Genomic DNA, 19,655 nt, shown 5'->3' with positions numbered 1-19,655 from the left:
TCCAGGGCGGTCGGGTCAGCGGGGGCGGTCGGCGGGGGTGCCGGCGGGGCGGAGCAGCCAGGTCGCGGCGAGGGCGGTGGCGGCCAGCGCGGCCGCGGTGGCGGCGAGCGCGGGGCGCGGGCCGCAGAGCGTCCAGGCGGCGCCGAAGGCCAGCGAGCAGGCGAACCGGGCGAGCGCCTGCCCGGTGCCGACCAGGGCCTGGCCGGCGCCCTGCTGCCCGTCGGGGACGGTCGCGGCGGTGGCGGCGGCCAGCACGCCGTCGGTGGCGGCGTAGAAGGTGCCGTGCAGCAGCAGGACGGCGGCGGCGACGGCCGCGCCGCGCAGCGGGGAGAGGACGACGGCGTAGCCGCACAGCAGGACGGCGTGGCCGAGCAGGAACAGGGTGCGGCGGCCGATCCGGTCGGCGACCAGGCCGAGCGGGAAGGCCAGCAGCAGGAAGACGCCGGCGGTGCCGAGCGGCAGTAGCGGGAACAGGTGGGCGGGCAGGTCGAGTTCGCGTTGCAGCAGCAGGTAGAGGAAGGCGTCGCTGACGGTGGTGAGGCCGAGCAGCACGGCGGCCAGGGTGAGCCGGCGCAGTTCGGGCCGGGCCAGCAGGGCGAGCGCGTCGCGCAGCGTGGGCTTGGGCGCCGTCGGGTCGGTGGCGGGTTTCCCGGCCCGGGTGATCCGGCCGGGGACGAACATCGCCAGCAGCAGCACGCCGAGCAGCGCGACGCAGCCGGAGACGGTGAACACGGCGCTGTAGCCGGAGCGTTCGGCCCGGTCGCCGACGGAGCGCAGCACGGCGAAGGCCAGCAGCGGGCCGATCAGCGCCCCGGCGGTGTCCATCGCGCGGTGCACGCCGAACGCCCGGCCGCGGTGCTCGGGTGCGGTGGCCAGCGAGATCATCGCGTCCCGGGGGGCGGTGCGCAGGCCCTTGCCGGTCCGGTCGACCGCCAGGACGGCGCCGATCGCCGGCAGGGTGTGGGCGAGCAGCAGCAGCGGCTTGCACAGCGCGGACAGGCCGTAGCCGAGTCCGGCGACCAGTTTGTGGCCGCGGCCGCCGCGGTCGGCGAGGTGGCCGCCGAGCAGCCGGACCAGCGCGCCGACGCCGTTGTTGATGCCGTCGAGCAGGCCGAAGCCGAGCGGGGACAGGCCGAGCGCGGTGACCACGTACAGCGGCAGTACGGCGCTGACCATCTCGGAGGAGACGTCGGTGACCAGGCTGACCGCGCCGAGCGCGAACACGGTGCCGGGGACGGCGGCGCGCCGCCCCGAACCGGAGTTCGGGGCGGCGGCCGCGGCGCGGTCACTCTTGGTGGAGCGGGCGTCCGCGAGGTACATCAGGCGTCAGTTCCAGATGCCGGTGATGTCGGCGGCGGAGGCGGCGTTGCCGGCGTGGGTGCTCAGGCCCGCCAGGTCCTCCAGGGTGCGCAGCACGTTGTAGTGGTTGTAGGTGGTGGCGCTGCTGGAGCCCGGGGTGACGTGCTGGCCGTAGAGGACGGTCGGGATCCGGTTGCCGGAGAGGCTGTTGTCCTCGTCGAAGGTGACGACCAGGATGCTGTTGTGGGTCTGCGCCCAGGTCGCGTACGCGCCCAGGTTGTTCTTGATCCAGGTGTCGCCGGTGGAGACCGAGCAGTCGTGCATGTCGTTGCACAGGTTCGGCACCACGAAGGAGACCTTCGGGAGCTGGGTGTAGTCGGTCGGGAACTGCGCGAAGGTGTACGCGGTGTTGGTCGGCACGTTGGAGAAGCCGAACCACGGGTTGTGCTTCTGCGCGTACTTGCCGCTGGAGTTGGAGCAGGTGGTGGAGCCCTGGCTGGGCAGGCCCTCGTTGTACGAGCCCCAGGTCTTGCCGGCGGCGATCAGCTCGGAGCCCAGGTTGGGGGCGGTCATCGAGCCGACGCTCACACAGCTGTCGTCGGTGCGGCCCTGGTTGGAGCCGGAGAACAGCATGTAGTAGTTCGGCTCCGACGGGTGGGTCAGGCCGTAGGACTGGGTGAGGTTGGCGCCGCCGGCCTTCAGCGTGTTGTTCAGGTACGGGGCGCTGGAGCTGCCGATCACCTGGCTGTACGCGTGGTTCTCCATCACCACGACGACCACGTGGTCGGGGGTGGGCAGGCCGGCCGCCTGGGCGGTGGAGCCGGTCGCGGCCCACAGGCCGAGCGAGGCGGCGGTCAGCGCGACGGCGCTGCCGATCGCGGTCAGGCGACGCTTGGCGCGGCTGCTGAACTGAGCGGACATGTCTGAACGTCCTCCGGGGCGAGGGATGTCACGGGACAAGGGTTTGGAGCGCCGGAAACGCTAGGGCCGGGTCCGTGACCGCCGAGTGCGGGACGACATGAAGAAAAGACGAACGGTTGGCTGTGCAACTTCGGGCCCCCAGCGCTTTTCGGCCAGCCGGGCGACGCTTCTCACAGCTGTCCCGATTGACCCTGCTCGGACCGACATGGTGGGATTCCTGGCGGCCCGGCGGCACCCCGCCCGCGGGCCCGCACGGGAACGGGACGGAACGGGAGGGCCGGGCGATGCCGGACGGCGCACCCCCGCCCACCCCGTGCGCCCCCCGGCTGGTGCTCGGCCTCGGCCTGCGCCGCGGCACCCCCGCCGCCGAACTGCTGCGCGCCGCCGACACCGCGCTCGCCGCACTCGGCCTCGACCGCACCGCCGTCGCGCTGGCCGCCACCCTCGACAGCAAACTGTTCGAACCCGGACTGCGCGCTGCCGCACGGGAGTTGGGCGTCCCGCTGGCCGGTCACCCGGCCGCCGCGCTGGCCGCCGTCCTGGTGCCCGGCGGCTCCGCCCGGGTCGCCGCCGCGGTCGGCACCCCGAGCGTCGCCGAGGCCGCCGCGCTCGCCTCGGCCGGGCCCGGCGCACGCCTGCTCGCGCCGCGCACCGCCACCGCCGCCGCCACCGCCGCCCTCGCCGCGCCGCCGCCGCACCGCCCCGGAGCGCACCCGCACCACCCCCGCACCACCCCCCAGGAGGACAACAGGTGAACCCGCAGCCCGATCTGCGCCATCACGGCGACGCCGAAGTGCGCGCCGCCGGGCTGGTCGACCTCGCCGTCAACGTCCGCACCGGAACCCCGCCGGCCTGGCTGCGCGCCCGGCTCGCCGCCACCCTCGCCGACCTCGCCGCCTACCCCGACGGCACCGCCGCCCGGGCCGCCGTCGCCGCCCGGCACGGCCGGCCCGCCGAGGAGGTGCTGCTGACGGCGGGCGCCGCCGAGGCGTTCGTGCTGCTCGCCCGGGTGCTGCGGCCGCGCCGGGCGGTGGTCGTGCACCCCCAGTTCACCGAGCCCGAGGCGGCGCTGCGCGACGCCGGGCACCCCGTCCACCGCGTCCTCCTCACGCCGGAGCGGGGCTTCACCCTGCCGCCCGGGGCGGTCCCCGAGGACGCCGACCTGGTGGTGGTCGGCAACCCCACCAACCCCACCTCCGTCCTGCACCCGGCCGCCGCCCTCGCCGAACTGGCCCGGCCCGGCCGCACCCTGGTCGTCGACGAGGCGTTCATGGACACCGACCCCGGCGAGACCCAGAGCCTCGCCGCCGTCCGCGACCTGCCCGGCGACGTCGTCGTCCTGCGCAGCCTCACCAAGACCTGGGGGCTGGCCGGCCTGCGGATCGGCTACCTGCTCGCCCCCACCCCGCTGGTCGCCCGCCTCGCCGCCGCCCAGCCGCTCTGGCCGGTCTCCACCCCGGCCCTGGCCGCCGCCGAACTCTGCTCCACCCCCGCCGCCCTCGCCGAGGCCGACCGCGCCGCCCGCACCACCGCCGCCGACCGCGCCCACCTGCTGGCCGGCCTCGCCACCGTCCCCGGCCCGCGCGTCCACGGCGCCCCCGCCGCGTCCTTCGTCCTGATCCAGCTGCCCGGCGCCACCGCGCTGCGCGCCCGCCTGCGCGAAGCCGGCTACGCCGTCCGCCGCGGCGACACCTTCCCCGGCCTGGGCCCCGACTGGCTCCGGATCGCCGTCCGCGACCCGGCCACCACGGACGCGTTCCTCGCCGCGCTGCGCGAGGCCCTCGCCCGCTAGCGCGGCGTGACCGCGTCCGCTAGCGCAGCGTGACCGCGTCCCCGGTCCCGACCTCGCCCGGGACCACGACCTCCGCGTACGCGCCGACGCACGGCAGCGGTGCCATCCCGGGCAGCGGGACGACCCGGTTCTCCCGGGCGATCCGGCGCAGCGCCTCCGGGTCGGCGGGCAGCGGGCCGTGCGCGAGGGTCGGGACGGCGCAGCGCGGGGTGGGAGCGATGACGCGCAGCCGGAGGGTCGGGCCGACGCTGATCTCCCGGCCGACCCAGGTGTTCTCCTCGTACGGCCGCCCGTCGTGCCCGATCACCAGGTTGGGCCGGTAGCGGGCGGCGGGGGCGCCGGCCAGGCTCGCGGTGGTGACGAGGTGCAGCGGGGCGAAGTCGAAGAAGCTGCCGGGCTCCGCCGCCGAGCCGAACTCCTGCACGGTGTAGTCGACTTCGGCGCCGACCCCGGCGGCGAGCACCTGCTCGGGCACCGAGCGGCGCAGCACCGCGCCGGGCGGCCGTTCGGCGATCAGCCGGACGGGCCGGCCGAGCAGCGCGGAGAGGCCGGCGTCGTCGAGTACGGCGCCGTCCGGCGCGGTGATCCGCACCCCGCCGCCGGTGCTCGCGGCGCGGAGGGTGAGCAGCCGCCGCCAGGTCCGGGGCTCCTTGGCGCTGGCGATCCGCCGGCCGGTGAGGTCGAACAGGGCGTGGCGGCGGTCGCCGTCGAGGCCGCGGGCGTCGATACGGGCCCGGGTGAGCGTTTCGCCGAGCAGTGACTTGACGGGGTGGCGGTGCAGCGCGGTGACGATCAACTCCGGTTCCTCTCGGCCCAGTCGGCGAGGGCGGCGAAGTCGCCGGGCCGCAGGCCGTACCGGTGGTCGACGGTCAGGGTGAGGGCGGGGGCGGGGTGGTGGGCGGCGATCCAGGCGGTGTCCCGCGGTTGGATCTCGTCGGAATCTCCCACAGTCCCGCTGCCTCATGCCAGTCTCGGCATGAGGCACACGGCGTGCCTCACATGGCGACCGGCGCTCACCGAGACCAACGTCTTGAAGAATGGCGTGGGCACGCGTTACACCGTTCACTACACCCCGGGGTCGGCTCGCCTTCGCGCCTCTTTCTTCTCCGGGGCGTCGCAGCGGCCCGGATCCGATGTTCACGGGCATGGACCAACCCTCATGCGCACACGTCGCATCCATCCGCCGAGAGCGGCGAAGAGGGTTCCCCTGAACGGGACCATCGCCGGCCTTCAGGCCGGATTCGCCGCCTCGGAAACCGAGTTGGCCCCCAGGAAGACATCGCTCCCCACTTCGCCGAGCACCGGCTACGCGACACCACCCGCCGCCGGGGCAACCGCGTCTGAGCTTCGGCATTCCAGGCATCTCGACTGACGGGACGCCAGAAGGGGAAACACCTGACAGAGCCGCCCCTGACGCTGGATGCTGGTGCTCACGTCAGCCCAGCGCAAGAATGCGCAAGCCACGTGACAGGAGAGGTAGCCATGGGCTTGGAGCTCTTCGGAATCGACCCTGAGACCAATGAGGAAGGGTCGCCCACAGTCTGGGCGGACCTGGCCCAGCGCCGACTCGTCATCCAGAGCGACACCGTCACCGGAGCCCAGCTCGCGGAGGTCAGCGAGACTGAGTGGGTGGCCGGCCACGGTGTCGGTGTGCCCTCCCACGAGTCCGTGATCAGTATCCCCGAGCGAATGATCCCCTTCATCAGGAAGGCTTGCGATGCAGTCGAACGTGCCGGACTTCAGGACTCTGCTCCGGGAGACGACGAAGTCGGCCGTGCATCTGGAGATGCGTGACCAGTACAGCGTCAGCGACGAAGCCGACCAGTTCGCCGCCTGGAAGGCCGGACACCGGTACTCCCCGGACAACCGTGCCGAGTGGTGGCACCCCTTCCATGACTTCGTGGTGGAGACCATCGCCCGAGGTGTGACCATCCGGCGCGCACGCATCGTGTCGGAGCCCGTCACCGAGTACATCCGCTACGAACACTCCCACACGTTCACCAACCTCGCGGCCGGCGAGCAGATCCGTTGGCTGCCGCGCAGCCGGGCGCTGGACATCGCACTGCCCGGGGCCGACTTCTGGCTGTTCGACAGCCGGATCGTCCGATTCAACCTGTTCACCGGTGACGGCGAATGGGCCGATCCCCGGAACGTGATGACCGAGCAGCAGGCCACCGTGGAGTTGTGCACGAACGCGTTCGAGGCCGTGTGGGAACGGGCGGTACCCCACGAGGACTTCGAGGTCTGAGCCGGCGCCGACCACCGGGTGGACAGCACATGCCATCGTCGCCTTCATCCAGCGTTGTCGCAGCACGGAAGGCCATCGCCGACCGACTGGTCGAGATCCGCAAGGACGCCGGACTCAAGGGGGGTGAATTGTCTGCCTTGTGCGGCTGGCACCCCGCCAAGACTTCTCGCATCCAGTCAGGCAAAGCGGCCCCGTCCGAAGAAGACATAAGGGTTTGGTGCGCCGCCTGCGGAGCGGGCGACCAGGTCGCGGACCTGATCGCGGCTTCTCGCGCCGCTGACTCGATGTACCAGGAGTGGAGACGCCGGAACAGTACCGGCATGAGGCTCGCCCAGGAGAAGGTGATCAGCGACTACGAGCGCACGAGGTTTTTCCGCATCTACGTCTCGAACGTGCTGCCCGGCTTCTTCCAGACCGCCGAGTACGCAACTGCTCTGATGCAGTCCATCACCGATTTCCAGGGCACGCCGGACGACGTCGCGGCAGCGGTACCAGCATGCTTGGCGCGGGCGCGACTCATGTACACGGGGGCGCGTCGGTTCGCAGTGCTGATCGAGGAGTGGGTGTTGCGGACCCGGATCGGAAGCGCCGAGGACATGGCGGCGCAGCTTGGCCACTTGCTCACCCTCATGTCGCTGCCATCCGTCTCCATCGGGATCATCCCGACTGGTAGCCCGCGGGCCATCTGGCCCCTTGAAGCCTTCTACCTGTTCGATGACCAGCGGGTGGCGGTCGAGACGCTGACAGCGAAAATCAGCATCCTCCAGCCCAGAGAGGTCGCGGACTACGTCCGTGCCTTCGCGGGCTTGTCGGAGACGGCGGTGCACGGGGCGAAGGCCCGAGCCTTGATCGCCTCCGCCGCCGCTTCCTTGGAGTGACGTTCCGCAATAAGTCGCAAGTTCGTTGAGCGTGCTGCAACCGACTCGCTACGGTCTATCACGCCCCCACCGCCATGGCGAAGGAGGACAGACCCATGACGGGACGCAACCCCACGCGTGAGTGCCGCGAAGTCGTAACCGGTCCCGCGAAGCACGAGTTGAACCGCACCCCGGAGGGTCTCGACGGCCGCGGGCGGACCCCGGCCCGACTTGATCCCCCAGTGGGGCCGGCAGGGGCCCACACATCCGTCCTTCCGGGCGGGTCTTGCGAGGCAGTGCGTCACCGAGAAGAGAGGAACGCACCATGACCGTTGCGCTGGAAGTGCCTGCGGACACCGAGTTCCGTGACCCCCGCACGCTCCTCAACGCGGTTCGGCCGTACGTCAAGGAGCTGACGTCCAACGTGTTCGAGGGCCCCGGCAACACCGGCGACCTGTACGACCGCGAGATCGCGCTCCTGCTCCGTGACCACACCATGGTCCGCAACATGGCCGAGCGGATCCTGGACAACGCCATCGCCTACACGATCACCGCGATGGAGCACCCGGGGGTGCACCTGGGCGTCGGCAAGGTCGTGGACATCGGGGTGCACCAGCTCCTGCTGGATACACCGGTGTACTTCGCGATCTGCGAGGTGTACAACGCCGGCCGGTACAAGCACCACGCCCCGCTGATCCAGCGGCGTGGCGACGGCATCGTGATCCGCACCGCCGAGTTCCTGCGCGCCAACCGGTTCGAAGCCGACGAGGAGCTGTGGGCGGTCGACGGGGCGAACTGCTCCCCGTGCGACAGCAAGGTCCCCGAAAGCCACTGACCGGACACCGGGGTGCCCCTGCCCCGCGTCGCGGGGCAGGGGCACCCGCCTCGCCAACTCTTCGTCAAGGAAAGATCGTTGCCCGCACACCACGACATCGAATCCGAGCGCGAACTCTGGGACGCGTACGCGGCCGGCATCAAGGACGACGTATTCGACGCCGGCCCCGTCTTTCGCTGGACTCAGTACGCCGACCACGGGCCCGGCCCTGAACTGCTCGGATCACCGGCCAGCGTGTTGGAGATCGGGTGCGGCACCGGCCGCGCACTCGTCGCGCTGGCCGAGCGGGGCGTCAAGGTGACGGGGGTCGACCTCTCACCGGTCATGGTCGAGAAGGCCGCCAAGCGGTGGGGGCCGTCCGGCATCCGGTTCCACTGTGCAGAAGTCCTGGACTACCTGCGCGGCAGCGACGAGACCTGGGACGCGGTCTACTCCGTGTTCGGGGCGATCTGGTTCACGGACCCCCTGAAGCTCCTCCCGCTCATCGCCTCCCGCCTGAACCCCGGAGGAGTCCTGGCCTTCTCGCAGCCTCCCGCCATCCCCGGCGCCTACGGCCCCCAGGGCATGTACAAGGGGGGCTTCGCCGGAAGGGCCCTGTACACGTACCGCTACTCGTACACGCCCCGCAGGTGGGTCGGTCTGCTTCGGAAGGCCGGATTCGGGTCGGCGGAGGCCACGGTACTCGACGCCCCTGTTGAAGGGCACATCGGCACTCTGATCGTCACGGCCAGGACCCCGACGGCCTGACACCCCCAGCCCCGCCGCTTCCGGACACCTCGGAGCCCCGGTGGCGGCGGTCGCCGTCGAGGCCGCGGGCGTCGATCCGGGCCCGGGTGACCGTTTCGCCGAGCAGCGACTCGACGGGGTGGCGGTGCAGCGCGGTGACGATCAACTCCGGCTCCTCTCAGCCCAGTCGGCGAGGGCGGCGAAGTCGCCGGGCCGCAGGCCGTACCGGTGGTCGACGGTCAGGGTGAGGGCGGGGGCGGGGTGGTGGGCGGCGATCCAGGCGGTGTCCCGCGGTTGGATCTCGTCGTCGACCCAGGCGAACGGCCGGCCGGCGGCCCAGGCGACCAGGTGGCGGGTCTTCCAGTGCAGGCCCTCGGGGTCGCCGTGGTGCATGGACGGCCAGTCGACGTACGGGAGTTCGGGCAGGCCGAGGAGCGGGGCGAGGTGCTGGTTCGCCTCGTCCTTCCAGGTGGTGGCCCAGACCAGGTCGTAGGGCAGGGCGAGCAGCGCGGGCCCGTGCTCGGGGTGCAGCCAGACCCGCAGCGGTCTGGGGTTGCGGATGCCGGAGGCCAGCTGGCGTTCGCGCCAACTGCGCACCGGGACACGGTGGGTGAGGTAGCCGTCGGGGCGGCGGTAGGGGCTGCCGACGTAGGGGGCGAGCGGGCCGTCGACGTCGAGCAGCAGCAGCGGGCGGGTCACCGGGCGTCCCCGGCGGCCCCGGCGTCCCGGTCGTCCCGGGCGTCCCGGGCGGCGAGCCAGCTGCGGGCGGCGGCGATCCGGCGGCCGGTGCTGGGGTGGGTGGCGAGGAGCAGTTCGACGGCGCGCGGCGGGTACGGGTCGGCGACGTTCGCGGTGGCGAGGCGGCGCTGCATGGCGATGAACTGCTGGGCGTCGCCCGTGAGTTCGAGGGCGTGCCGGTCGGCGCGGGTCTCGATCCGGCGGCTGGCGGCGCACTGCGCGGGGGTGCTGAGCGCGCCGAGCAGGGCGGCGAGCGCGGCGAGCAGCGGCAGCGAGCGCGGGTCCTGGACGGTGTCGGCGCCGGCCGCGTCGAGCAGCGGCCGCCAGGCGAGCAGCGCGGCGAGGACGGGCACCGCGAGGGCGGCGCCGAGCGCGCCGAGCGCGGTGCCGGTGGCGACGTCGCGGTGCTTGACGTGGCCGAGTTCGTGGGCGGCGACGAGTTCGATCTCGCGCGGTTCGGCGGTGGCGAGCAGGGTGTCGTACACGACGATCCGCCGGGTCGGGCCGAAGCCGGAGACGTACGCGTTCAGCGCGGTGGTGCGGCGGGAGGCGTCGGCGACCAGCACGTCGCGCACCGCGATGCCGTCACGGCGGGCCAACTCCAGCAGGGCGGTGCGCAGTTCGCCGTCGGGCAGCGGCGAGAAGCGGTTGAACAGCGGCTCGAAGACCAGCGGGTGCAGGAAGGACAGCGCGACGGTCAGCAGCGCGGCGGCGGCCCCGGCGGGGATCCACCAGTGGCCGGGCGAGCGGCCGATCAGCGCGTACAGGCCGAGCGCGAGCGGCAGGAACAGCGCGAGCGTGACGGCGGTGCCGCGCAGCACGTCCACCGCCCAGCCGGCCCGGCCCTGGGTGACCAGGCCGTACCGGGCGGAGACCGCCCGCACCCGGGCGGAGAACGGCAGCGTGACCGCCCGCCCGAGCAGCACCAGCGCCGCCGCGCCGCCCAGCACCCGGGCCGCCCAGCCGCCGCCGAACCAGCCGCCGACCGCGTCCACCAGGCCGGCCCCGGCGGCGGTGAACCCGAGGACGGCGCTCAGCGCGAGCGCGGCCGCCTGCCCGCCCAGCGCCCACGGCAGCCGGGCCCGGCGCAGCGCGCGGCCGCGCTCCCGCTCCTGGGGGGTGAAGTCGGCGCCGGCGGGCGCGGTGTCAGCCATGGACCCAGCCTAGGACCCGCCGCCACCCGTCATCCGGCCGTTCCGCCCACCGCCAGGCAGCGCCCCCGCGCTGCCCGGCCCCGCCACCGCGCCGGGCGGCCGTGCCACCGCGCGGAGCGCGGCCGCGAACCAGGCGGCGTGCGGGGCGGTCTCGGGCGGGGCGGGCCAGTCGTTGATCCGGGAGAGCAGGGCCCAGTAGCGCTCGACCCGGGGGTCGGCGGCGACCTCGAGCCGGCGCAGGATCCAGTCGCGCAGCGCGGCGTCGTCCGGGCGGTCGAAGGTCTCGGCGTAGCGGGCGGTGAGTTCGGCGACGGCTGCGGCGGCAGCGGGGGTGCCGGGGGCGGTGCCGGCGGCGAGTGCGGCGCCGGCCACCTCCCGGACGCGTTCGGTGGGTTCGTGGTGCAGGCCGGTGGTGTCGCCGTCGGCGCGCTGTTCGGCCTGGTAGGCGGCCATCCGGCGGAGCGAGGCGCGGAAGTCCTGGTCGCGGGTGAGTTCGGCGAGTTCGGCCCAGGCGGTGAGCTGTTCGGTGTCGGGGTCCTCGGGCGGGTCGGGGACGGCGGCGCGGAGCATCGCGACGAGTTCGGGGTTGGCGTCGGCGGTGCCGAAGGTGTCGTCGAGGAACTCCTCGACCATTTCCCGCCGTTCGGCGGCGGACAGCCGGATCAGCCGGTGCATGAGTGCGGTCTCCTCGGGGTCGGTTCCGTGGGCGGCGACGGCCCGCAGCACGGCGCGTTGCCGGCCCAGCGTGCGGATCCGCAGGTCGAGCGCGTCGGCGTGCGCCCGGGCCACCTCGGCGAGGCTCTCCTCGCGCTCCAGGACCCGCCGCACCGCGTCCAGACCGAGCCCCAACTCGCGCAGGGTGCGCACGAGTTCGAGCCTGGCCAGGGCCTCGGCGCCGTAGCGCCGGTAGCCGGCCGCGGTGCGGTCGGTGGACGGCACCAGGCCGGTGTCCGAGTAGTACCTGATGGCCTTCACCGTCAGCCCGGTGCGCTCCGCCAGTGCGCCGATCGTCAGCAGTCCGTCGCCGTCCATGCCCGCCACTGTGCCGTCTCCCCCCACGGGAGACTCAAGCCATCCCGGCCCCCGGCAGGGCGGCCGGGTGCTGGACGGCCCAACGCCCTTGGCACGAAAGGGTTTTCCGTCCACCGGGCGGAAAGGTGCGACAAACCACTCGAACCGGGCGGAGGGCGCGGCCTACGATGGCCGGATGATCGAGGACAGCTTGCGGACCGCCCTGGAGTTCCGGCGCGCCTTCGCCCGGGGGCAGGCCGCCGAGGTGGTGGAGGTGCCGGGCGGGTTCGGGGTGCTGTGCGGGGAGTTCGAGTACTCGCACGAGCACAACCAGCTGGTGCTGGACGCGCCGCCGTCCGGGGTCGACGTGGCGGGGCTGGCCGAGGAGGTGCTGGGGCACCTGGAGCACCGGCGGATCTCGGTGTTCGACGACGCGTCCGGGCTGGCGCTGGTGCCGGGGCTGACGGCGGCCGGGTACCGGCACGAGACCGAGCTGGTGATGGTCCACCGGGGGCCGGTGCCGCCCGGGGGCGGGGCCGGGCCGGTCGGGCTGGACGAGTTGGCGCCGGCCCTGGAGCGGCAGTGGCGCTGCTGGCTGCCGTGGGCGTCGGACGACTCGATCGCCCAGTTGGTGAACCGGCGCACGGCGCGGGCCGCGGGCGCCGAGCTGGTGCTGACGCTGGCCGCCCGGGACGGCGACGGCGCGTTCGGCTCCTGGGCCGACCTGTACCAGGACGCCGCGGGCACCGCCCAGATCGAGGACCTGGCCACCGCCGAGGAGCACCAGCGCCGCGGCCTGGCCGACGCCGTCCTGTCGAGCGCGCTGCGGCTGGCCGCCGACCGCGCCCCGGCCGGGCTGCGCTTCCTGGTCGCGGACGCCGAGGACTGGCCCCGGCAGTGGTACGCCCGGCGCGGTTTCACCGCCGTCGGCCGCACGCACGGCTTCGTCCGGCAGTGAGGTTTCCGTCACACGGCCGTCGCACGGGGCCGCGCGGTGAGGTGGACGACACACGGCCGTAGGAAACGGGCGGCCCGGGAACGCGGCGGCGCCCGCCGGTCCCCTCGCGGGGTCCGGCGGGCGCCGTCGTGCTGTGCGTCGTGCTGTGCCTGGGGCGGATCAGACCTGGCCGGCCTTCTCCAGGGCCTCGCAGCAGGTGTTGACGATCAGGCGGGTGACCACGTACGGGTCGACGTTCGCGTTCGGGCGGCGGTCCTCGATGTAGCCCTTCTGGTCCACCTCGACCTGCCACGGGATGCGGACCGAGGCGCCGCGGTCGGACACGCCGTAGGAGTAGACGTTCCACGGGGCGGTCTCGTGCTTGCCGGTCAGGCGGGACTGGATGTCGTCACCGTACTGGTTGACGTGCTCCAGGACCTTCTCCTGGGAGGCGCCGAGCGACTCGCAGGCGGTGATGATGGCGTCGTAGCCCTCGCGCATCGCCTTGGTGGAGAAGTTGGTGTGCGCGCCCGCGCCGTTCCAGTCGCCCCGGGCCGGCTTGGCGTCCAGGGTGGCGTCGATGCCGAACTCCTCGGCGGTGCGGTAGAGCAGGTAGCGGGCGATCCACAGGTCGTCCGAGACGGTCAGCGCGTCGACGGGGCCGATCTGGAACTCCCACTGGCCGGGCATGACCTCGGCGTTGATGCCGCAGATCGCCAGGCCGGCGTCGATGCAGCGGTCGAGGTGCAGCTCGACGATCTCGCGGCCGAAGACCTCCTCGGCGCCCACGCCGCAGTAGTAGCCGCCCTGCGGGGCCGGGAAGCCGCCCTCGGGGAAGCCGAGCGGGCGGGAGCCCTTGAAGAAGGTGTACTCCTGCTCGATGCCGAAGATCGACTCCTGCGCGGCGTAGCGCTCGGCGACCTCGCGCAGCGCGGCGCGGGTGTTGGTGACGTGCGCCTCACCGTTGGTCTCGAAGACCTCGCACAGCACCAGGATGTTGTCGCCGCCGCGGATCGGGTCCTTGACGACCTTCACCGGCTCCAGCACGCGGTCCGAGGCGTGGCCCTCGGCCTGGTTGGTCGACGAGCCGTCGAAGCCCCAGGTGGGGATCTTGTCGGCGTTCGGCAGCACCCGAGTCTTGGAGCGGAGCTTCGCGGTCGGCTTGGTGCCGTCGATCCAGATGTACTCGGCCTTGATCGCCATCGCGGTGATCCTCACTGCTCGGGTGGTGGGTGCCCGCGTAGCGTTGCAAGCCGCCGTTTCCCGGTTGTTCCTCCGATGTAACGCCCATGTGAACCAACAGTCCGCAGCGGCACGCTCACCCTCGGAAAGTGCCCGTCTCGCGATGCGGGCGCACCACCGGGACGAAAGGGGCGGGACGGGCGCTCCCCCGCAGGCACCTCACGCCCCGCCCGGCGCGCGCCGCCCCGCCCGCGCACGCGCCGACGCGCCCCGCCCGCGCCGCGTCAGCGGTGCCGCGCGTGCGCCGCCCGCCGCCGCCGCGTCATCCACACCGCCGCGCCGCCGGCCAGCAGCAGCGTCCCGCCGCCCGCGGCCAGCACGGTCGTCCCGGAGGAGCCGGTGTACGCCAGTTCCTCGCCCTCCGCCTTCGGCGCCGCCCGGTTCTGCGCGGCGGCCGGGGCCGAGGCGGCGGGCGCGGACGACCCGGCGGCCGCGGGCGAGGAGACCGCCGCCGCCGGGACGACGGCCGCCACCGGCTTCTCGCAGGAGACCGCGGCGATCCGCACGGTGCCGTTGACCTTGGCCACGTTCAGGTTCAGCGGGTTCAGCGCGATCTTCACCTCCAGCGCGGAGGCGGCGGCGGTGCTGGAGGTCACGGTCTTCTTCGAGAACTCGACGTCGACCGTGCCGATCGCCGGGACATCCACGTGCGTCGGCGAGTTGAGGCCGACGGTGACCGACTTGCCCAGCACGGTCAGCTTGGCGGGCGCGACGACGTCCGCGGTCGGCGGCCCGTCCACCGGGCAGTTCGCCTCGGCGCTCATCGCCTGGAGGCCGAGCAGCGTGGTCAGCGGCAGGCCCGGCACGTGCACGTCCGCGTCGACCAGCTTGACGGACGCGGTGGCCAGCTTGTCGTCCGCCTTGGTGACCGACGTGCCGACCGCCGCCTTCACCAGCGTCACCGGCCGGCCGCCGTCCACCCCGTCGACCTTGGCGGTGAGCATCGCGCCGTCCCGCTGGGCGGGCGACTCGACCTTGTTCAGCGCCACCCCGACCGGCACGTTCACCGTGTTCAACAGGGTGACGTCCAGCATGAGTTCGGCCGTCACCGCGCTCGCCCGACCCGGTTTCGCGGGCGTGCCGGCGGCGTCGGCGGCGTACGCGGGCAGCGGCAGCGCGACCGCGAGGGCGGAGGCGGCGAGGGCCGCGGCGGCGGCCGAACGCAGAACGGACATGACAGGAACCCCCACGCGTGGTGATTGGCAGAGCGCACCCACGACCTCACCCGGCGCCGGCACCCGGCGGACCGCACGGGGCACGGGGCGCGGGGAGGGGGATTCGCGCTCTCGACTGCCGCCAGTCTCTTCGAACAGTGCGTCACTCCAGCAACACAGAGCGTCATTTCACTCCTTCGGGTGAGGTTGACGCTCCGGACTGACCGTTTCCGCCCACAATCCGGCCATCACCGGGACGAAACGGGCGGCCCGCCGCTACACAGCGCACGGGGCGGGGGCCGGGAGCACTCCTCCGCTCCCGGCCCCCGCCCCGTCATGGCGGTCCGCTACGGCAGGCGCCAGTCGACCGGCCGGCCGCCCTGCCGGACCAGCAGGTCGTTGGCCCGGCTGAAGGGTCGGGAGCCGAAGAAGCCGCCGCTCGCCGAGTAGGGGCTGGGGTGCGGGGACTCGATGCTGGGGACCTGGCCGAGCCAGGGGCGCAGCTCGCGGGCGTCGCGCCCCCAGAGGATGGCGACCAGCGGGCCGCCGCGGGCGGCCAGTGCCTTGATCGCCTGCTCGGTGACGGCCTCCCAGCCCTTGCCGCGGTGGCCGTTGGTCTTGCGGGTCTGGGTGGTGAGCGCGCGGTTGAGCAGCAGGACGCCCTGCTCCGCCCACGGGGTGAGGTCGCCGTTGGCGGGCGTCGGGAGGCCGAGGTCCTGGCTGTACTCCTGGTAGATGTTGACCAGGCTGGGCGGCACCGGGCGGACCTCCGGCGCGACGGAGAAGCTCAGGCCGACGGCGTGCCCGGGCGTCGGGTACGGGTCCTGGCCGACGATCAGCACCCGGACGTCCGCGAACGGCTGCTGGAACGCCCGCAGCACCTGCGGGCCGGGCGGCAGGTAGGTGCGGCCCGCCGCGAGTTCGGCGCGCAGGAAGTCGCCCATCGCGGCGACCTGTCCGGCGACCGGCGCGAGGGCGTCGGCCCAGCCGGGTTCCACAATTTCGTGCAAGGGTCGTGCAGCCATGACGGAAGCCTATCGGCCGCACTGACAACCGCAGTTCGCCAGCCTCCGCCCCGCCTCCGGCCCCCCTGCCCGCTCAGCCACCGCCCAGCCCCCGCGCGGCTCCTCCTCGCCCCCCGTGCGCCTCCCGGCGGGCGAGCGCCTCCCCGTCCGTCACCGGCCGCCGTCCGTCACCGGCCGTGCGCCGGTGGGCGCTGCCAGCGCGGGGCCTCGTCGTCGGGCTGGTCGGGGCTCGCGAAGTGGAACGGGACGCCGAGGGCGGCGGCGAGGTCGCGGCCCGCCAGGTCGGCGCTGGTGGCGGGGGCGGCTCCGGGGCCGTGCTGGAAGCGGGCGGCGGGGTGGTCGATCAGGGCGAGGTCGTGGTCCTTGGTGCCGCCGTCCGCGGTGCCGCTGACGGCGAGCAGGCGGACGAACCAGTCGCGGACGGTGTCGCCGTCCCAGACCGCCTCGACCGCGAGGACGTCCACGCCGAGGCCGGCCGCGCGCCAGTACAGCGAGTCGGGGTCGATGGGGCTCTCGGGATCGCGGGCGATCCGGTCGGCGAGCACGGCGTAGCGGTCGCCGGCGATGAGCTGGGCGGCGCCGAGGCCGACGCCGAAGCGGACCCGGCCGACCGCGGTCAGGACGTTCACCGCCCCGAACAGGCTGTCCTGGAGCACGTAGCCGTCGATCTGGCGGCGGATGCCCTCGGGCAGGGAGGCCCAGAAGGCGTCGCGTTCGGGCTTGCGCATGATGGCCACGGCCGCTCACACCACCCGGCCGGCGAGGACGACGTGCGCGGGTGCGGCGAGCACCCGCAGGTCGGTGCGCGGGTCGGTCCGGTAGAGGACGAGGTCGGCGGGGGCGCCCTCGGTGAGGCCGGGGCGGCCGAGCCAGGCGCGGGCGGACCAGGTGGCGGCGGCGAGGGCTTCGAGCGGGGTGAGTCCGGCCTTGGTGAGCTCGATCGCCTCCTCGGCGACCAGGCCGTGGGCGATCGAGCCGCCGGCGTCGGTGCCGACGTAGATCGGGATGCCGGCGTCGTGGGCGGCGCCGACGGTGTCGTAGCGGCGGGCGTGCAGGCGGCGCATGTGGGCGGCCCAGGCGGGGAACTTGGCCTCGCCGCCGGCGGCGAGGCGGGGGAAGCTGGCGATGTTGACCAGGGTCGGGACGATCGCGACGCCGCGTTCGGCGAACGCCGGGATGAGCTCCTCGGTGAGGCCGGTGGCGTGTTCGACGCAGTCGATGCCGGCGGCCAGCAGGTCGGGCAGCGACTCGGTGGCGAAGCAGTGCGCGGTGACCCGGGCGCCTTCGGCGTGGGCGGCGGCGACGGCCTCGGTGAGGGCGTCGCCGGGCCAGCAGGCGGTGAGGTCGCCGGCGTCGCGGTCGATCCAGTCGCCGACGAGCTTGACCCAGCCGTCGCCGCGCCGGGCCTCGGCGGCGACGTACGCGGCGAGGTCGCCGGGTTCGATCTCGTGGGCGTAGTTGCGGATGTAGCGGCGGGTGCGGGCGATGTGCCGTCCGGCCCGGATGATCTTCGGGAGGTCGTCGCGGTCGTCGATCCAGCGGGTGTCGGCGGCGGAGCCGGCGTCGCGGATCAGCAGGGTGCCGGCGTCCCGGTCGGCGCGGGCCTGCTGCTCGCTGGTGGCGCGGTCGACGGCGCCGTGCGTGTCCAGGCCGACGTGGCAGTGCGCGTCGACCAGGCCGGGCAGCGCCCAGCCGGTGAGGGTCGCGGACGGTTCGGCGGCGGGCCGTTCGAAGGTCACCCGGCCGTCCACGGACCAGAGTTCGTCCCGGACGTCGTCGGGCCCGACCAGTACCCGCCCCTTGATGTGCAGCACCGCGCGGTCTGTCATGGCAGGCACTGTACTCGGCGTCGCGCGCGGCCCGCCGGACGATCTGCGGCAGACTGTTCGACGGCGACCCTCCGCCCGCCGGCCCGCCGGCCCGCCGTCCCGAAAGGCTTTCCGCGCATGCTGCTCGACCTTCCTCCGATGACCGCCGCCCGGTTCGCCGCGATCGAGGACGGGGTGGCGGCGCTGCTGCGCACCCGCAACGACGTGATCGTCACCCAGGGCGAGGCGCTGCTGCCGCTGGAGGCCGCGATCAAGGGCGCGGCGCACCCGGGTTCGACCGCGCTGAACGTCGTCACCGGCCCGTACGGGCAGACCTTCGGCGGCTGGCTGCGCGACGCCGGCGCGAAGGTGGTCGACCTGGCGGTGCCGTACGACACGGCGGTGGGCGCCGAGCGGGTCGCGGCGGCGCTGAACGAGCACCCGGAGATCGACTTCGTCTCGCTGGTGCACGCCGAGGCGGCGACCGGCAACACCAACCCGATCGCGGAGATCGCCGAGGTGGTGCGGCAGCACGGCGCGCTGCTGATGCTGGACGCGGTGGCCTCGGTGGCCGCCGAGCCGCTGCTCACCGACGCCTGGGGCGTCGACCTGTGCGTGATCGGCGGCCAGAAGGCGATGGGCGGCCCGGCGGGCGTCTCGGCGGTGTCGGTGAGCGAGCGGGCCTGGCGGCGGATCGCCGCGAACCCGGCCGCGCCGCGCCGCTCCTACCTCTCCCTGCTCGACTGGAAGGAGCGCTGGACGGACGCCGGCCGCACCCAACTGCCGCACGCCCCGGCACAGTTGGAGATGCTCGCGCTGGAGGAGTGCCTGGCCGCGATCGACGCCGAGACCCTCGACGCGGTGATCGCCCGCCACCGCGCCGCGGCCGCCGCCACCCGGGCCGGCGCCCTCGCCCTGCCCACCCTCGCCCCGTACGTGCTGCGCGCCGAGGACGCCGCCCCGGTCGCCACCACCCTGCGCACCCCCGAGGGCGTCGACGCCGCCGAACTCGCCGCCGAACTCCGCCGCCACGCCCCCCACCTCCCGGTCCAGCCCGGCGGCGGCCCGCTCGCCGCCACCATGCTCCGGCTCAACCACTACGGCCCGGCCGCCACCGCGGAGACCGTCATCGCCACCCTGGAACTCCTCGCCCAGGCCACTGCCACCCCGGCCGCCCCGGCGGTCGCGGCGGCCACCGAAGCCTGGGAGAACGCGATCTGACGATCCGTCAGTGGTCCAGCCAGGACACCGGCAGTTCCTCGCACAGCGCGTCGAGCGCCTCCTCGCTGACCGCCCGCATCGCCAGCCAGCCGCCGTCGTGGACGACCAGCAGGGCGTTCGGGCGGGCGTAGAAGCGGGTGTCGACGCCGGGCTCGTACAGCGGGGGCAGCGCGGTCCAGCCGGTGAGGTCGGCGGGGTCGACGTCGCCGGCGTCGGTGTACGCGTTCTGGTCGAGCAGGAGTTCGGTGAGGACGACGGCCAGGCACTCGGTGGAGAACCTGGCCGTCCACGGGGTGGTCTCCGGGTCGGCGGCGTCCGGCCAGGCGGCGGTCGGCGGGTCGTCCTGGCCGAGGGCGGCGAGCGGGACGCCCCAGTAGGCGCAGCCCTGGTTCTCGACCCGGTGGACCAGGTGGCCGCGGTCGACGTACAGCTCGGCGGGCGGCAGCAGGGTGTCGTGGTTGCCGGTCAGGTCGGGGCGGTTGCCGAGCAGCCGGTGGGCCTCGCGCAGGGCGGCGGGCAGCCGCAGGCCGAGCCGGGCCTCGGCGGCGTCGAGTTCGGCGTCGGTGTGGCCGTCGCCGGGGCGCAGCGGGGCACCCCAGAAGGCGGCGAGGTCGGTGATCAGCCGCCAGGCGGCGGCGCGGTCGGTGAGGGCGGCGGGCAGGTCGCGGGCGAGGTCGAGCGTCATGC

23 protein-coding genes are annotated in these 19,655 nt (G+C 74.0%); 9 read left to right on the top strand and 14 right to left on the bottom strand.

Annotation, left to right across the window (positions count from 1 at the left end; genetic code table 11):
- Nucleotides 1-15: 15 nt before the first annotated feature.
- Both KSE_RS27830 and KSE_RS27825 read right to left on the bottom strand, forming a co-directional pair.
- Nucleotides 16-1,320, bottom strand: a complete 1,305-nt coding sequence (locus tag KSE_RS27830; RefSeq protein ID WP_014138697.1) for an MFS transporter — start codon at nucleotides 1,318-1,320, stop codon at nucleotides 16-18.
- Between the two features lie 6 nt (nucleotides 1,321-1,326).
- Nucleotides 1,327-2,220 carry an alkaline phosphatase family protein gene (locus KSE_RS27825; RefSeq protein ID WP_014138696.1) on the bottom strand — a complete coding sequence of 298 codons (894 nt, stop codon included), beginning with the start codon at nucleotides 2,218-2,220 and terminating at the stop codon, nucleotides 1,327-1,329.
- Between the two features lie 284 nt (nucleotides 2,221-2,504).
- Here KSE_RS27825 and KSE_RS45020 point away from each other — a divergent pair, with 284 nt between their 5' ends.
- Nucleotides 2,505-2,975: a cobalamin biosynthesis protein gene (locus KSE_RS45020; protein WP_014138695.1), complete on the top strand. Its 471-nt coding sequence runs from the start codon at nucleotides 2,505-2,507 to the stop codon at nucleotides 2,973-2,975.
- Nucleotides 2,972-4,012, top strand: a complete 1,041-nt coding sequence (cobC, locus tag KSE_RS27815; protein ID WP_033258703.1) for an Rv2231c family pyridoxal phosphate-dependent protein CobC — start codon at nucleotides 2,972-2,974, stop codon at nucleotides 4,010-4,012. Before KSE_RS45020 ends, cobC begins: the two co-directional genes overlap by 4 nt.
- Nucleotides 4,013-4,031: 19 nt before the next feature.
- Here cobC and KSE_RS27810 read toward each other — a convergent pair whose 3' ends face one another.
- Nucleotides 4,032-4,808: an MOSC domain-containing protein gene (locus KSE_RS27810; protein ID WP_014138693.1), complete on the bottom strand. Its 777-nt coding sequence runs from the start codon at nucleotides 4,806-4,808 to the stop codon at nucleotides 4,032-4,034.
- A complete protein-coding gene (locus tag KSE_RS43015) occupies nucleotides 4,805-4,960 on the bottom strand; it encodes a hypothetical protein (protein WP_014138692.1) in 156 nt (51 codons plus the stop codon). Before KSE_RS43015 ends, KSE_RS27810 begins: the two co-directional genes overlap by 4 nt.
- A gap of 534 nt (nucleotides 4,961-5,494) precedes the next feature.
- On the opposite strand from KSE_RS43015, the gene KSE_RS27805 reads away from it, so the two are divergent.
- From KSE_RS27805 to KSE_RS27785, 5 genes are all read left to right on the top strand, one after another.
- Nucleotides 5,495-5,806, top strand: a complete 312-nt coding sequence (locus KSE_RS27805) for a hypothetical protein (protein ID WP_033258702.1) — start codon at nucleotides 5,495-5,497, stop codon at nucleotides 5,804-5,806.
- A complete protein-coding gene (locus tag KSE_RS27800; RefSeq protein WP_014138690.1) occupies nucleotides 5,730-6,260 on the top strand; it encodes a DUF6879 family protein in 531 nt (176 codons plus the stop codon). The genes KSE_RS27805 and KSE_RS27800 overlap by 77 nt, the downstream gene beginning before the upstream one ends.
- 29 nt (nucleotides 6,261-6,289) lie before the next feature.
- Nucleotides 6,290-7,138, top strand: a complete 849-nt coding sequence (locus KSE_RS27795) for a helix-turn-helix domain-containing protein (RefSeq protein WP_014138689.1) — start codon at nucleotides 6,290-6,292, stop codon at nucleotides 7,136-7,138.
- A gap of 304 nt (nucleotides 7,139-7,442) precedes the next feature.
- On the top strand, nucleotides 7,443-7,952 hold the full coding sequence (locus tag KSE_RS27790) for a hypothetical protein (protein ID WP_014138688.1): 510 nt from the start codon (nucleotides 7,443-7,445) through the stop codon (nucleotides 7,950-7,952).
- A 78-nt stretch (nucleotides 7,953-8,030) separates the two neighbouring features.
- Nucleotides 8,031-8,699, top strand: a complete 669-nt coding sequence (locus tag KSE_RS27785; RefSeq protein ID WP_014138687.1) for a class I SAM-dependent DNA methyltransferase — start codon at nucleotides 8,031-8,033, stop codon at nucleotides 8,697-8,699.
- On the opposite strand, the gene KSE_RS41485 is transcribed toward KSE_RS27785, so the two are convergent.
- Genes KSE_RS41485 through KSE_RS27770 form a run of 4 tightly spaced genes read right to left on the bottom strand, consistent with a single transcriptional unit; the run spans nucleotide 8,674 to nucleotide 11,602 of the window.
- A complete protein-coding gene (locus KSE_RS41485) occupies nucleotides 8,674-8,844 on the bottom strand; it encodes a hypothetical protein (protein ID WP_014138686.1) in 171 nt (56 codons plus the stop codon). The genes KSE_RS27785 and KSE_RS41485 overlap by 26 nt on opposite strands.
- The gene (locus KSE_RS27780) at nucleotides 8,841-9,377 is read right to left on the bottom strand and encodes a hypothetical protein (RefSeq protein WP_014138685.1); all 537 of its coding nucleotides are present in this window, start codon (nucleotides 9,375-9,377) and stop codon (nucleotides 8,841-8,843) included. The genes KSE_RS41485 and KSE_RS27780 overlap by 4 nt, the downstream gene beginning before the upstream one ends.
- Nucleotides 9,374-10,570 (bottom strand): M48 family metalloprotease, encoded by a 1,197-nt coding sequence (locus tag KSE_RS27775; RefSeq protein ID WP_014138684.1) that lies wholly within the window; start codon nucleotides 10,568-10,570, stop codon nucleotides 9,374-9,376. The genes KSE_RS27780 and KSE_RS27775 overlap by 4 nt, the downstream gene beginning before the upstream one ends.
- A 9-nt stretch (nucleotides 10,571-10,579) precedes the next feature.
- The gene (locus tag KSE_RS27770) at nucleotides 10,580-11,602 is read right to left on the bottom strand and encodes a MerR family transcriptional regulator (RefSeq protein WP_033258701.1); all 1,023 of its coding nucleotides are present in this window, start codon (nucleotides 11,600-11,602) and stop codon (nucleotides 10,580-10,582) included.
- A 175-nt stretch (nucleotides 11,603-11,777) separates the two neighbouring features.
- Here KSE_RS27770 and KSE_RS27765 point away from each other — a divergent pair, with 175 nt between their 5' ends.
- The gene (locus KSE_RS27765; RefSeq protein ID WP_014138682.1) at nucleotides 11,778-12,539 is read left to right on the top strand and encodes a GNAT family N-acetyltransferase; all 762 of its coding nucleotides are present in this window, start codon (nucleotides 11,778-11,780) and stop codon (nucleotides 12,537-12,539) included.
- A gap of 159 nt (nucleotides 12,540-12,698) precedes the next feature.
- Here KSE_RS27765 and glnII read toward each other — a convergent pair whose 3' ends face one another.
- From glnII to KSE_RS27740, 5 genes are all read right to left on the bottom strand, one after another.
- A complete protein-coding gene (gene glnII, locus KSE_RS27760; protein ID WP_014138681.1) occupies nucleotides 12,699-13,721 on the bottom strand; it encodes a glutamine synthetase in 1,023 nt (340 codons plus the stop codon).
- A 263-nt stretch (nucleotides 13,722-13,984) separates the two neighbouring features.
- The gene (locus KSE_RS27755; RefSeq protein WP_014138680.1) at nucleotides 13,985-14,935 is read right to left on the bottom strand and encodes an SCO1860 family LAETG-anchored protein; all 951 of its coding nucleotides are present in this window, start codon (nucleotides 14,933-14,935) and stop codon (nucleotides 13,985-13,987) included.
- A gap of 326 nt (nucleotides 14,936-15,261) precedes the next feature.
- Nucleotides 15,262-15,939: a uracil-DNA glycosylase gene (locus tag KSE_RS27750; protein ID WP_014138679.1), complete on the bottom strand. Its 678-nt coding sequence runs from the start codon at nucleotides 15,937-15,939 to the stop codon at nucleotides 15,262-15,264.
- Between the two features lie 167 nt (nucleotides 15,940-16,106).
- Complete coding sequence (locus KSE_RS27745; protein ID WP_033258716.1) at nucleotides 16,107-16,667, bottom strand: hypothetical protein; 561 nt, start codon at nucleotides 16,665-16,667, stop codon at nucleotides 16,107-16,109.
- A 15-nt stretch (nucleotides 16,668-16,682) separates the two neighbouring features.
- Nucleotides 16,683-17,768 (bottom strand): amidohydrolase family protein, encoded by a 1,086-nt coding sequence (locus KSE_RS27740; protein WP_014138677.1) that lies wholly within the window; start codon nucleotides 17,766-17,768, stop codon nucleotides 16,683-16,685.
- Between the two features lie 117 nt (nucleotides 17,769-17,885).
- Between KSE_RS27740 and KSE_RS27735 the strand changes: the two genes are divergently transcribed.
- Complete coding sequence (locus KSE_RS27735) at nucleotides 17,886-18,968, top strand: pyridoxal-phosphate-dependent aminotransferase family protein (protein ID WP_014138676.1); 1,083 nt, start codon at nucleotides 17,886-17,888, stop codon at nucleotides 18,966-18,968.
- Nucleotides 18,969-18,975: 7 nt separating this feature from the next.
- Here KSE_RS27735 and KSE_RS27730 read toward each other — a convergent pair whose 3' ends face one another.
- Entirely contained in the window at nucleotides 18,976-19,653 is a 678-nt protein-coding gene (locus tag KSE_RS27730; protein ID WP_033258700.1) for an SMI1/KNR4 family protein, read from the bottom strand.
- Nucleotides 19,654-19,655 lie beyond the last annotated feature (2 nt).

Origin of the sequence: Kitasatospora setae KM-6054, from assembly GCF_000269985.1 — a bacterium.
Taxonomy (GTDB): Bacteria; Actinomycetota; Actinomycetes; order Streptomycetales; family Streptomycetaceae; genus Kitasatospora; species Kitasatospora setae.
The sequence above is the reverse complement of the archived record's forward strand: the minus strand, read 5'-3'. Positions and strand labels throughout refer to the sequence as shown.